The following is an 11,728-nucleotide window of genomic DNA, read 5'->3' as shown; positions in this document are numbered from 1 at the left end:
TCGAGACCGCTTAAATTTCACAAAAGCCTCGTGATGCCGGTTACCTGAACGTTGCCCACGCCGGGGATGCCCAAGATTTCGTTCTCCAGAGGCTCGGTTCCTCCCGCAGCATCCTCAACGATGGCCACCACCCTCAACGCCACCAGTCCAAAGGCAATTGGCTCCCGGGAAACTGAGTGAACCTTAACACGCTCCCGGATCTTAGCCTCGAGCTGGTTCAAGTCCAACTCGGCGCTTTCGGGCATGACGCGCAAGGTAACGGCGACCTCGGCCACCTTAAACACCTCACGGCCCCGAGAACCCACATTTAGGGCAGCGGTAGGGATTACTGAGGCGCCGGCACTTGGCGCAGCGCAGGATCTCGACCTCGCCACAGCTGGGGCAGGGAAACTTCACGACGATCTCACCCTGTGGGATGTCCCGACTACAAGAGGTGCAAACGTTTGTCATGGTCTCGCCATATCCGTTGGTTGGAACATCTATAAAAATTAACATCTCACCTAAGGCATTGCCCCGAGGGTGATTTTAACTTGGTGACTCTGTCCGTCGCGGATTATCTTAATCTGGGCCTCGTCACCGACGTTGCTGGACATTATCTTCCGCCTCAGCTCCTCGATTGTCCTCACCGGCTTCTTCCCGAATTCCAAAATCACGTCTCCGGGCGAAATCCCGGCAACATCGGCCGGGCTTCCCTCGACGACCCTAACGACGAGAACACCAACAGCGCTTGGGATGTTATATCGATAAGCAACAGCCTCGTTTATGCTCACGCCGTCTATTCCCAGCCAAGGTATCCGAACACGTCCATACCTGATTATATCGTCGGCACAACGAATGGCCACCTTAATTGGAATGGCAAAGCCTATTCCCTGAGCAAACGGGATTATCGCAGTACTAATCGCGATTACCTTGCCGTTCTCATCCACAAGCGGGCCACCGCTGTTTCCGGGGTTTATAGCCGCGTCGGTCTGAATGAGGTTATCCAGCGTGCCTCTCTCTGCTTGTATCGTTCGTCCCAATGCGCTCACGACTCCGGAGGTTACGGTGGGGCCTCCCGCCAAGCCGAAAGGATTTCCAACGGCGAAAACCGGTTGTCCGACCCTGAGCTTATCGGAGTCTCCTATCTCCACCGCTTCTAAATTCTCAGCTTCCACCTTGATCACCGCCACGTCAAAGCTGGGACATGTACCAACCACCCTGCCCTCCATCACTCTACCATCGTGAAAGGTGACGGTGATTTTGTCGGCCCCTTGAACCACATGGTTGTTGGTGAGGATGTAGCCACTGGATCTGATGACAACCCCAGATCCCATGCCCTTCAGCGGAATCGGCCTGAAGAAGACGTCCCGAATCTGAGAAAGGGTGCTGATGTTGACCACGCTTCGGCTGACACGCTCGATTGCATCTAAGGTCGCTGAACCGACCATTGAAAACCCCACTTTGGTATAATGTGACCGACGCCCTCTTAAAAACCTACCTCATCAAATTAAAGGTTAAAGATAAATTGGTAATGGGCCCGTAGTCTAGCCTGGATAGGACATGAGCCTGCGGAGCTTAGGACTCGGGTTCAAATCCCGACGGGCCCGCCATCCTTCGAGCTGATTTTACCGTCTTTTCAAAAATGTCCCAAAAGTTTTACAACTCAAACCAGACCAACAAAATCCAGCAAGCCAACCTTCGCGACTAGTCGAATGCATATATTTGTACGTTTACACAAAGGATTTCTTAATTAAACTTCTGAAGAACGGACTATCTCCATCTATTTGGTGAGAAATCTCCTAGCCAGCACGACGCCAACCGTGAACACTACGGCTGCGAAAATTCCCAGATAGGCGAAATCAAGCGCCAGGGCCGAGACATCCATTTGCAAAATCGTCAGCTGCCTGAGGGCATCGGTCAAATAGCTGACCGGGTTTACGCGGGCTATTACCTGCAACCACTCCGGCATCATTGAAGCCGGGAAAAATATGTTGCTGGCGAACATCAGGGGAAGGTTTACGAGGTTCACTATCGCCATCTGGGTTTCCTGCCTCGTTGATCTCAGGGAAAGGGCTATGAACAAGGATGAAAGTCCGGCGCTGAAGAGGAATATCGCGAGATAAATTCCAAGAAGGTTAAGCAGCGTGAAGCTTGGATCCAGCTGCAAACCTAATAGAACGGCGATAATCAGAATGATGGTTGCCTGGAACATGCCTCTGAGCGTCGAGTTCAATATTTTTGAGAATACGATCGCTGCCCGAGAAACCGGTGTGCTCAGCACCTTGTCCAAGAAGCCCAAGCGCCTGTCCCAGACTACAGACATACCGCTGAACATGGTCGTAAACATCACTGTGAACGAGATTATCCCAACCGCCATGAAGGAGAAGTAGTCCGCCGTCCCGAAGGTGCTTCTCATTATCTGTTCACCTACTCCCGGAGGAAGACCGGAAAGCATTCCACCGAGGTTCATGGCCTTACCTAGCAGGCCCATCCAGATGACCGGCTGGATGATGGTCATGGTAAGAATTATCGGGTCCTTCAGCCACTTCTTGAGCTCCCTGGTAGTAAGGGCCCATACGCCACGCAGACTGCTGGGTCGATACTCGTTCATGCCCTCGCCCTCCTCATAATTAGCCTGCGTGTTTTGAAGGTTTCCGGGGACTCTTCGGCGTCCCGCATAGACCTGCCCGTGTACTCCAGATAGACGTCGTTCAGCGTGGGTTCCGTCAATGATAGCTTGGTCACCGTATAACCCTTTTTCATCAATTTTTCAATTATCAGTGGTGCGGTTACTCTTCCTAACTCGGCCTTCACACGGTAGCTCCCGTCCTCCTTTTTCACTTCCTTCACGTGCTTCACTTCCCTTATCAGCTTGCTCACATCATCGTTCTCCTTTATTTTCAGTGTTATCACGTCCCCGCCCAGCGCCTTCTTGAGCTCACCCGGAGCCCCGGTGACCAATATCTTCCCGTGGTCGATTATTGCCACACGGTCACAGAGAGCATCTGCTTCTTCCAAGTAGTGGGTTGTCATGAAAAGGGTCATGCCAAACTCTTCTTTGAGGCGCCTGATATACTCCCATATCGTTGCCCGCGTCTGAACATCGAGACCTAGGGTGGGCTCGTCAAGAAACAGCACCTGCGGGCGGTTAACCAGTCCGCAGGCGAGCTCAAGCCTGCGCCTCATCCCTCCGGAGTAGGTCTCAACCCTCTTATCCTTGAACTGCGCTAGCTCGACTAGCTTAAGCAGTTCGTTCGCCCTCTCCTTGGAAACCTTCCGCGGGATGCCGTACAGATCGGCGCAGAGGATTATGTTTTCGTAGCCGGTGAGATCCTCATCAGCCGTGTACTCCTGGGGCACGACACCTATCACCCGCCTCACCATGTCGGCCTCTTTGACAATGTCATGCCCCAGCACTGAAGCTGTACCTTCGGTCGGTTTTAGGATGGTTATCAGCATGTTAATAGTCGTCGTCTTTCCGGCACCGTTTGGCCCCAAGAAACCGAATATCTCGCCTTTCTTAACACTGAAGCTCACATGGTCCACAGCCACCAAGCCCTTGTTGAAAACCTTTGCCAGACCCTCAGCTTTTATCACTTCGTCTTTCATCCTTTCCCTCCAGCTTTTTTTCCACGGCTTCAAGTTTGGCTGCAGCTTCGTCCAAGATTTCGACGACTTCTTCGATTTCCTTTTCAGAGTGCCGGTCCTCCAAAGTCAAACTAACGTCGAAGAATGTTTTAATCAGCCGCCTCGTCGCCCTTCTGATTTCGCCGGTTTTCTCCGGCGGTACCCCGAACCAAAAGGAACCAAAAAGAGGTGGTAGCATGAACTTTCCAGAGCCAATCTTAGCCTTGATTCTTCTCTGATCTTCGAGTAATTTCTTTCCTCTTTCGGTGAGAGCATAACGTTTAATGCCAATCTCAGGCGTCCGCACTTCTTTTACATATCCGTTTTTCTTCAGCCATGCGAAGAGGGGATACACGGACCCCGGGCTTGGCCGCCAGCATCCGTTGCTCATCTTTTTTACCTCCTCCATGATTTCAGACCCTGAGAGCGGTCTTTTGTTCAGTAGCTCCAGCACCTGGTACCTCAGGAACCCCTTTGGCACTGCTGCCATGTGCCGCATCCAGTGTCTGAAGGGAGGGGGGCAATATTCTTCTCGCATTTTTTTTCACCTTAATATCAAAGTTGATATCAATTTTGACTATATAAGTCTTCGCTACCAGCTTTTGACTCATCACGATTCCCAATGGCTAGTAACTCACTAAGGTCGCCTCAATCACATACCTAGGCATGACCCTCTGACTTGGCAGCGGCTCAGATGGTCTTTCACAACGTCAATTGCCTCGTTATTTTTATAGGTCTCTACCGAAAATGTAGTAAGTATGAGGGCCGAAATCGGGATAATTGGAGGCACCGGTCTTTACGACCCGAAAATCCTCAAGAATGTTGGAGAAGTCAAAGTTGAAACACCATATGGCTCTCCATCCGATTCCATAACTTTAGGAGAGCTGAACGGTAGAAAGTTGGCTTTTCTCCCCAGGCACGGAAAAAAACATACCATCAGACCAACCGACATAAATTACCGGGCAAACATTTTCGCAATGAAGCAGCTCGGTGTGACTAGGATCCTCGCACCTTCGGCGGTGGGATCATTAAAGGAAGAATACCGGCCCGGAGACATCGTCTTTGTGGATCAATTCATCGACAGAACCACTAGGCGAGAGGAATCCTTCTACACGGGAGACAAGGTGTGTCACATTTCCGTGGCCGAACCTATGTGCCCCGAAATCAGAAAAACTCTGATGGATGCGGCGAAAAGAATCGGCCTTGAGGCCCATCCAAGGGGAACGTATGTGTGCATCGAGGGACCTAGGTTCTCCACCAAGGCCGAATCCAAGATGTTCCAAGGCTGGGGGGCTGATGTGATCGGAATGACCCTAGTACCAGAATGTGTCCTAGCCCGTGAAGCCGAAATCTGCTACGCGTCAATAGCGACCGTCACCGACTACGACGTGTGGAAAGAACATCCAGTGACTACTGAAGAGGTGCTGAGAACCATGAAGGAAAATCTGGAGAAAGTCAAGCGCCTGATCGCAGAAGTAGTAACCATCATGCCTCGGGAAAGGAGCTGTGAATGCAAGAACGCGCTGAAAAATGCTTTCGTTTAATGGAGGTGGTTCTCTGGACCTTAAATCTAAAATCAGAAGAATACCGGAGTTCAAGGGCGTGGTCTTCTGGGACATCACCCCCTTACTTAAGGACCGAGAGTCTTTCCGAGAAGCTATCCGTCTTTTGGCCGATCACTTCAAGGACAGAAAAATTGACGTGGTGGTTTCCAACGAGGCCCGGGGCTTCATCATCGCTGCCCCTCTGGCCTACGAACTCGGCGCGGGCTTCGTTCCCATCAGAAAAAAAGGAAAGCTTCCCGCCAAATGCGTGGACTACATGTACCAAAAGGAGTATGAGGCCGACGTGATCGAAATTCACGAGGATGCCATAGAGCCCGGACAGAACGTCCTGCTCGTTGACGACCTGTTGGCTACCGGAGGTACGATGAAGGCCAACATTGAACTCGTGGAAAGGCTCGGCGGCAAGGTAGTGGGAATCGGATTTCTCATCGAGCTCGGTTACCTCCGAGGAAGAGAGACCATCGGAGATAATTACGAGATATTTTCGTTGATAAAAATCGACACCCCTGAAGGCTAGCCCTACTCCGATCTTCAAACTGCAAAAACGTTGCTTTAAAGCGATGCTAGAATATTTTAAAGGGGTGTACCGCTGATCGAAGCAACGCTGAAAATAATCGTGCTGCTGGTCTTCGTGGTCTGCTACGGGCTAGCGATATCTCGGAAGGTTAAAATGGCCTACGTCAGCATTGCCTCTGCCATTATTCTTCTCCTCATTCTTCTCCCCACCAACGCGATGACTCCAGAACAAGTTGTGAACGCAATCAGATGGGATGTGCTTGGAATTTACTGGGGCTTTATGATGGTCTCCATCTTGTTCTCGGAAAGCGGAGTTCCGAAACATCTGGCCCGGCACGTGTTGCACCACACGAAAAATGAGGGAATGGCCCTGCTCTCCCTTTGCGCCATAACTGCCTTTCTCTCGAGCTTTCTGGAAAATGTGGGGGTGGTTCTGATCATGGCCCCAATTGCTATGGAGGTAGCCAAGAGGACCAAATCCTCCCCTTTTTTATACCTGTGCTCAATCGCCATCAGCTCCAACATGGTGACGACGGTTTCAATGATAGCCGATCCGCCGGCGATAATTCTGGCCTCCGAGGCCGGGATGTCTTTCCTCGACTTCTATTGGTTCCAAGGCAGGCTGGGCCTAGGAATAATCTCGGCCATCGCTGCCATCATCGGCTTGATCACCCTTTACCTCTGCCACCTCAGAAAAATGAAAACAAAAGTCAGCATCGAGGAAGAAAAAATTGAAACGAATTACCTGCCGACGCTGGTCTTCCTCGCCGGGATTTTCGCCTTGGCTCTGAACTCTTATTTGAGGGTGGGCCCTGGGTTCATAGGTCTGATTGTTGGGGTGGTTTCGGTCCTCATCGGCTTCAGAAACATACCAAGGATGATAAAGGAATTCGACTGGCACTCGTTTTTCTTCGTAATCGGAATTTTCATCGTAATCGGTGCCGTTGACAGAGTTGGAATTCTCAGCGACCTCGCCCGAGGAATAGGCGGCCTCGGCTCTAACAACCCCGTCTTCACCCTGGCAATCTTGGTCTGGCTCTCGGTTGCTCTCTCCTCGTTTATCGACAACGTCCCCTACTCTGTGCTCATGATCCCTGTGGCCAAAAACGCGGCGCTGGCGCTGGGTTCGGCTGGACTCGCTTATCCCCTGATGTACGGGACGCTACTCGGCACTGGAATCGGTGGGAATATCACTCCGGTGGGTGCGACGGCCAACGTCTTCGCTGCCGGACTACTGGAAAAACGAGGATATCGGGTGAAGATAAAGGACTTTCTGAAGATCAGTTTAGCACCGACAATAGCGGCAGTCCTAGTGGGACACCTGTTGCTCCAGCTGCTCTGGATGTAGAATCACCGAAGAAAATCCTCAGATGCCCCTTACCTGAAGCCTCTCCTCTGGTCTTAGCATCTTGACGTCAATTCCTTTCATCGGAAGCGGCAGGTTCTTGGAGGCTTCCAAAACGACCTCCGGATCATCGTAGTATCTCGTCGCCTCGACTATGGCTCTGGCCATCCTTGGTGGATCGCTTGACTTGAAGATGCCCGAGCCCACAAAAATCCCGTCGACACCCATCTGCATGACCAAAGAAGCATCAGCCGGGGTTGCTATCCCTCCCGCGCAGAACCAGACAACTGGTAGCCGCTGGAGCTTGGCGGTTTCCTCAACCAGTTCCACGGGCACGCGATATTCACGGGCCTTCACCTCGAGTTCGTCACGGCTCAATCCCGCCAGCTCGGCTATTTGGCGTTTGGTGGCCTTGATGTGCCTCACCGCCTCAACGATGTTCCCGGTACCGGCCTCACCCTTGGTCCTTATCATGGCCGCCCCCTCGTTAATCCTTCGGAGGGCCTCCCCCAGATCGCGAGAGCCGCAGACGAACGGGACCTTGAACTTGCGTTTGTCGATGTGGGCCTCCTCGTCTGCCACAGTGAGGACCTCGCTCTCGTCGATCATGTCCACGCCCAACGCCTCGAGCACTTGAGCTTCGGCAAAATGCCCTATTCGGCACTTGGCCATCACGGGAATCGTCACCGCATTCATTATGGCCTCGATGATAGCGGGATCAGCCATGCGCGCCACACCGCCTGAAGCCCGGATGTCTGCCGGAACCGCCTGAAGCGCCATGACGGCCACCGCTCCCGCCTCCTCAGCGATGATGGCCTGCTCTGGAGTGGTAACGTCCATGATAACCCCGCCTTTTTGCATCTTAGCGAAGCCCCTCTTGAGCCGCTCAGAGCCGAATACTATCTCCACAGAATCACCAATATGTCAGTTATCCGCTGAAGCTAAAAATATAAGGGTTTCGCCTAGCGCTCCTTGGAGTCCACAAACTTAAACAGGTCAACCAGCCTACAGGAGTAGCCCCACTCGTTGTCATACCACCCAAATACCTTAGCGAAGTTGCTCCTCTTCCCCATGACCATCGTGCTTTTCCCATCTATGACGCAGGAATGGGGATTGCCGATTATGTCGGCCGAGACGATGGGATCGTCAGTGTACTCCAAGATGCCCCTAAGCTCTCCTGCCGCGGCCTCCTTAAACGCCTGATTTATTTCCTCCACGGTCACTTCCGTTTTCAGCTCAGCCGTGAGATCGGTTATGGAGCCATCGGCGACAGGGACCCTGAGCGCAATTCCATCCAGTTTCCCGGCCAATTTGGGGATGACTTTGCCTATTGCCGTCGCCGCGCCTGTGGTGGTCGGTATTATCGAGGTCATCGCGGATCTCGCCCGCCGCAGATCCTTGTGTGAAAGGTCAAGGACCCTCTGGTCGTTAGTCACCGCATGGCAGGTCGTCATGAAACCTCTTTCCAAACCAAATCTATCATCCAAGACCTTCACCATCGGAGCCAAGCAGTTCGTGGTGCAAGAGGCCATGGAAATCAAGTGGTGCTTGTCGGGATCGCAAATTTCGTGATTGACACCAAGGACTATCATGACGTCGGGATTTTTTATCGCGGCGGAAATTATCACCTTGCGGGCACCGGTTTTCAGGTGCCCGCCGATTTCCTCACGGTCCTTGAACTTACCGCTGGACTCCAGCACGTAATCAACGCCCAGATCGCCCCAAGGAATATCGGCGGGATTCTTGTGGTTCAGCACCTTTATCTCCTTACCATCGATGATAATCGAGTTCTCCGTGCCCTCGACTCTTCTCTTCAAAACGCCAAAAACCGAATCATATTTCAGCAAGTGGGCGTAGGTCTTTGCCGGGGAAGGACTGTTTATCACCGTCACTTCAAACTTCCTCATGAACTCTTCATCAGCTAAGGCAGCTCTCAAAAAGATGCGGCCAATTCTTCCAAACCCATTTATACCAACTTTCTTCATGATTCTCCCCTGCATTGAAATTTCCGGCCATAATTAAATAAGTTGCTAGAAAAATTTGAAACTTTAAACACATCGTTATATGTGCCCAACCAAACGCCCTAAATTGAGAGATATTTGGAAGGAATCGGTCTAAAACAGAAACTGAGGCCTAAAGGACTGACCGGAGAACAGTAAGCAACGAGTTGGGAAAGAACTCCCCACACTTCCGGCTGAGCTGAAAACTATTATAGAATGGTGATAAAGCTTAAACGGGGAGTATGCCGGTTCATATTGCTGAAAGTGTCTTAGGCGTCTTTGCCTTTGACGATATGGGCAAGTTAGTCTCCTTTAGAAAATTCCCGCACGACCCGATAGAAGTCGCGGGAAAAATTGCCAGTGTTCAGATGGGAACCCCTACTGAAGAACATCGCCAGCTTATCTCCGAGTTGATGACCAAGGGACACCGCGAGTTTACGTTGGAATCAAAGTCTCTCGCCGGCAGGCTCAAGGAGGAGTTCAAAAGGGCAAAATTCGAGATATTGATACCCAACGTGGCAGGGTCAATCTTGCGGGAGAAACTTCAAGACATAGTGGAGGATCTGGGCTTTGAAAAACTCGATGATTTTGTCCGCGAGGTGAACTTCATCCTCACCCGACACAAGCTCCGCACCGAAGCGGCTCAGCGAGACAGTTTAATTATTCAGTCCATCGGTCTATTAGATGACATCGACAAGTTCGCTAACATCTTGATAGTCCGGGTCAGGGAGTGGTATTCCATCCACTTCCCAGAGCTTGATCGCTTGGTTCAGGACCACGAAATCTTCCTCAAGCTGATTACCAAAATTGGCCTCCGAGAGGACTTTACCAAGGAAGCGGTCATCAACGCCACCGGGATATCGGAGGAAAAAGCTGAAAAAATAACCCGGGCCGCGGCGGAGTCCCTAGGAGCGCATTTTGACGAAACAGACTTGAAATCACTAAAGAGGACCTGTAAGGAAATATTCGAACTCTATGACCTAAGGAACGAGATATCTGAATATATCGACGGTCTGATGGCACAAATCGCCCCCAACTTACGTGCCGTTGTTGGTAGCGCCATCGGGGCTCGTCTGATAGCAATCGCCGGTGGTCTCCAGGAACTTTCCCGCATGCCGGCCAGCACCATCCAAGTCCTCGGCGCCGAAAAGGCACTTTTCCGCGCCTTGAAGAGGAAGGGGAGCCCACCCAAACACGGTGTAATTTTCCAATATCCTGAGGTCCGCGGTTCTCCAAAGAAGCTGAGGGGTAAGATTGCGCGCGCGCTCGCCGGAAAGGTGGCCATTGCAGCGAGAGTAGACGCGATGTCCGGTGAATTCGTTGGTGATAAATTAGATGCCGAACTTAAAGCCAGAATCTCCGATATCAAGAGAAAGGCAAGGAAAGAACTATGAAGGCGGTTGAGCACGAGCGCTTTAAGTCGGTGTACTGGATAGAGCTGGACGACGGCACCCGCAAGCTAGCTACGATAAATCTCGCTCGCCGGAATCAGGTCTACGGGGAAAAGTTAATTGAGCTGGATGGAATTGAATACCGGCTCTGGGATCCCTATCGAAGCAAGCTCGCAGCCGCCATCCTCAAAAACATCAAGGTCAACCCAATAACCCCAGGAAAACGCGTTCTTTACCTCGGGGCGGCAAGTGGAACGACCTCCTCACACGTCTCCGACATCGTGGGGTCAGATGGCTGCGTTTATTGTGTAGAAGTCTCCTCACGGCCGATAAGGGACCTGCTCGCCGTCTGCACGAAGAGAAAAAACATGCTGCCCATACTGGCCGATGCCCGGCTGCCTCAAAGCTACAGCTCACTTGTCAAAAAAGTCGATGTCATTTACCAGGACATCGCTCAACCGGACCAAACCGAAATCCTGCTGGCCAACGCCAAAATTTTCCTGCCCAAAGGTGGCTACGCCATGCTGTCCCTAAAGGCCCGAAGCATCGACGTGACCAAGGAACCTCGTGAGATATTCAGGAATGAAATGGAAAAACTGGAGAAGGAAATGGAAATCATCGACGCCAAGGTTCTTGACCCTTACGAAAAGGACCATGCCATGTTCATCCTGAGGAGGTAAATAGGGGACATGCCTTATCACTTCAGATTCGACCTGTCCCGGATGCCACAAGCTTTCTACGAAACTCTGGCCAAGATAGCCTACCAAAAGAACCTGCACAGAAGAATTGCGGGAACCGTCAGGCGTTTGGCCGAGGAACTGAAGGTCCCCGAAATAGGAGGTCTGAACATCGCTGACGTTTCCACGTTAATTGAGGATCTGATCGATGTTCATTTGCACAATATCCAAGAAAGGGAAAGATTTCAAGAAAGCCGGAACAGGGCGCTTTTCTTGCCCCACTGTGCCAGAAAATACATGGACAGCAGATGCCAGGCGCGTTTTGATGCAGAGATACCATCTTATTACTGTGCCCGGTGTTCCCCGGACTGCCTGATAAACAAAGCCGTGACATTAGGTCAAAACAAAGGGTATGACGTATACATTTTGCCGGGGGGAACCTGCATCCCGCAGATACTGGAAAGAAATCCCTATGACGGCGTGGTGGGCATCGCCTGCAGCCAAGAGTTGAAACAGGCAAAAGAATTTCTTAAAAATAAAGATCTTCCTGCCCAAGCCGTGTTTCTGACCAAAAACGGCTGCGCCGAAACTAAGTTCTCCCTACAAACTCTGGAGGAAATATTGTAAA

Annotated in this window: 14 protein-coding genes and 1 tRNA gene; 7 read left to right on the top strand and 8 right to left on the bottom strand. The window is 51.5% G+C overall.

From position 1 onward, the window contains the following. Positions 1-17: 17 nt before the first annotated feature. Genes ACP5PX_RS00930 through ACP5PX_RS00920 form a run of 3 tightly spaced genes read right to left on the bottom strand, consistent with a single transcriptional unit; the run spans position 18 to position 1,427 of the window. Positions 18-275: an elongation factor 1-beta gene (locus ACP5PX_RS00930; RefSeq protein ID WP_428083056.1), complete on the bottom strand. Its 258-nt coding sequence runs from the start codon at positions 273-275 to the stop codon at positions 18-20. 10 nt (positions 276-285) lie between these two features. Next, complete coding sequence (locus tag ACP5PX_RS00925) at positions 286-495, bottom strand: zinc finger domain-containing protein (RefSeq protein WP_428083054.1); 210 nt, start codon at positions 493-495, stop codon at positions 286-288. 5 nt (positions 496-500) lie between these two features. Then, positions 501-1,427, bottom strand: a complete 927-nt coding sequence (locus ACP5PX_RS00920; protein ID WP_428083052.1) for a S1C family serine protease — start codon at positions 1,425-1,427, stop codon at positions 501-503. A gap of 85 nt (positions 1,428-1,512) precedes the next feature. Here ACP5PX_RS00920 and ACP5PX_RS00915 point away from each other — a divergent pair. Continuing rightward, positions 1,513-1,589 (top strand) — tRNA-Arg (locus ACP5PX_RS00915). Positions 1,590-1,759: 170 nt separating this feature from the next. Here ACP5PX_RS00915 and ACP5PX_RS00910 read toward each other — a convergent pair. From ACP5PX_RS00910 to ACP5PX_RS00900, 3 genes are read right to left on the bottom strand one after another with little or no spacing between them, the layout of a single operon-like run. Beyond that, positions 1,760-2,590, bottom strand: coding sequence for an ABC transporter permease (locus tag ACP5PX_RS00910; RefSeq protein ID WP_428083051.1), 831 nt, complete (start codon positions 2,588-2,590; stop codon positions 1,760-1,762). Further along, a complete protein-coding gene (locus ACP5PX_RS00905; protein WP_428083049.1) occupies positions 2,587-3,588 on the bottom strand; it encodes an ATP-binding cassette domain-containing protein in 1,002 nt (333 codons plus the stop codon). The genes ACP5PX_RS00910 and ACP5PX_RS00905 overlap by 4 nt, the downstream gene beginning before the upstream one ends. Continuing rightward, positions 3,563-4,144 carry a PadR family transcriptional regulator gene (locus ACP5PX_RS00900; protein ID WP_428083047.1) on the bottom strand — a complete coding sequence of 194 codons (582 nt, stop codon included), beginning with the start codon at positions 4,142-4,144 and terminating at the stop codon, positions 3,563-3,565. Before ACP5PX_RS00900 ends, ACP5PX_RS00905 begins: the two co-directional genes overlap by 26 nt. 220 nt (positions 4,145-4,364) lie before the next feature. Between ACP5PX_RS00900 and ACP5PX_RS00895 the strand changes: the two genes are divergently transcribed. The 3 genes from ACP5PX_RS00895 (at position 4,365) to ACP5PX_RS00885 (ending at position 7,035) form a co-directional block, all read left to right on the top strand. Next, complete coding sequence (locus ACP5PX_RS00895) at positions 4,365-5,150, top strand: S-methyl-5'-thioadenosine phosphorylase (RefSeq protein ID WP_428083045.1); 786 nt, start codon at positions 4,365-4,367, stop codon at positions 5,148-5,150. 13 nt (positions 5,151-5,163) lie between these two features. Further along, positions 5,164-5,688 carry an adenine phosphoribosyltransferase gene (gene apt, locus ACP5PX_RS00890; RefSeq protein WP_428083200.1) on the top strand — a complete coding sequence of 175 codons (525 nt, stop codon included), beginning with the start codon at positions 5,164-5,166 and terminating at the stop codon, positions 5,686-5,688. A 99-nt stretch (positions 5,689-5,787) separates the two neighbouring features. Further along, the gene (locus ACP5PX_RS00885) at positions 5,788-7,035 is read left to right on the top strand and encodes an SLC13 family permease (RefSeq protein ID WP_428083043.1); all 1,248 of its coding nucleotides are present in this window, start codon (positions 5,788-5,790) and stop codon (positions 7,033-7,035) included. 18 nt (positions 7,036-7,053) lie between these two features. On the opposite strand, the gene pdxS is transcribed toward ACP5PX_RS00885, so the two are convergent. Next, complete coding sequence (pdxS, locus tag ACP5PX_RS00880) at positions 7,054-7,941, bottom strand: pyridoxal 5'-phosphate synthase lyase subunit PdxS (protein WP_428083041.1); 888 nt, start codon at positions 7,939-7,941, stop codon at positions 7,054-7,056. Positions 7,942-7,994: 53 nt separating this feature from the next. After that, a complete protein-coding gene (gap, locus tag ACP5PX_RS00875; protein ID WP_428083039.1) occupies positions 7,995-9,017 on the bottom strand; it encodes a type I glyceraldehyde-3-phosphate dehydrogenase in 1,023 nt (340 codons plus the stop codon). A 257-nt stretch (positions 9,018-9,274) separates the two neighbouring features. Here gap and ACP5PX_RS00870 point away from each other — a divergent pair, with 257 nt between their 5' ends. Genes ACP5PX_RS00870 through ACP5PX_RS00860 form a run of 3 tightly spaced genes read left to right on the top strand, consistent with a single transcriptional unit; the run spans position 9,275 to position 11,727 of the window. Next, positions 9,275-10,426: a C/D box methylation guide ribonucleoprotein complex aNOP56 subunit gene (locus ACP5PX_RS00870; RefSeq protein ID WP_428083037.1), complete on the top strand. Its 1,152-nt coding sequence runs from the start codon at positions 9,275-9,277 to the stop codon at positions 10,424-10,426. Next, positions 10,423-11,103 (top strand): fibrillarin-like rRNA/tRNA 2'-O-methyltransferase, encoded by a 681-nt coding sequence (locus ACP5PX_RS00865; protein WP_428083035.1) that lies wholly within the window; start codon positions 10,423-10,425, stop codon positions 11,101-11,103. Before ACP5PX_RS00870 ends, ACP5PX_RS00865 begins: the two co-directional genes overlap by 4 nt. Before the next feature lie 42 nt (positions 11,104-11,145). After that, complete coding sequence (locus tag ACP5PX_RS00860) at positions 11,146-11,727, top strand: DUF116 domain-containing protein (protein ID WP_428083033.1); 582 nt, start codon at positions 11,146-11,148, stop codon at positions 11,725-11,727. Position 11,728: the final 1 nt, after the last annotated feature.

Origin of the sequence: Hadarchaeum sp. (SeqCode), assembly GCF_049969415.1 — an archaeon.
Lineage (GTDB): Archaea > Hadarchaeota > Hadarchaeia > Hadarchaeales > Hadarchaeaceae > Hadarchaeum.
Note: the sequence above shows the minus strand (reverse complement) of the source record. Positions and strands in the feature narration are given on the sequence as shown.

Coding starts and splice junctions, on each gene's coding strand:
- ACP5PX_RS00925 (WP_428083054.1), bottom strand. CDS start 495: ATGTTAATTTTTATAGATGTTCCAACCAACGGATATGGCGAGACCATG.
- ACP5PX_RS00920 (WP_428083052.1), bottom strand. CDS start 1,427: ATGGTCGGTTCAGCGACCTTAGATGCAATCGAGCGTGTCAGCCGAAGC.
- ACP5PX_RS00910 (WP_428083051.1), bottom strand. CDS start 2,590: ATGAACGAGTATCGACCCAGCAGTCTGCGTGGCGTATGGGCCCTTACT.
- ACP5PX_RS00905 (WP_428083049.1), bottom strand. CDS start 3,588: ATGAAAGACGAAGTGATAAAAGCTGAGGGTCTGGCAAAGGTTTTCAAC.
- ACP5PX_RS00900 (WP_428083047.1), bottom strand. CDS start 4,144: ATGCGAGAAGAATATTGCCCCCCTCCCTTCAGACACTGGATGCGGCAC.
- ACP5PX_RS00895 (WP_428083045.1), top strand. CDS start 4,365: ATGAGGGCCGAAATCGGGATAATTGGAGGCACCGGTCTTTACGACCCG.
- gap (WP_428083039.1), bottom strand. CDS start 9,017: ATGAAGAAAGTTGGTATAAATGGGTTTGGAAGAATTGGCCGCATCTTT.
- ACP5PX_RS00870 (WP_428083037.1), top strand. CDS start 9,275: ATGCCGGTTCATATTGCTGAAAGTGTCTTAGGCGTCTTTGCCTTTGAC.
- ACP5PX_RS00865 (WP_428083035.1), top strand. CDS start 10,423: ATGAAGGCGGTTGAGCACGAGCGCTTTAAGTCGGTGTACTGGATAGAG.
- ACP5PX_RS00860 (WP_428083033.1), top strand. CDS start 11,146: ATGCCACAAGCTTTCTACGAAACTCTGGCCAAGATAGCCTACCAAAAG.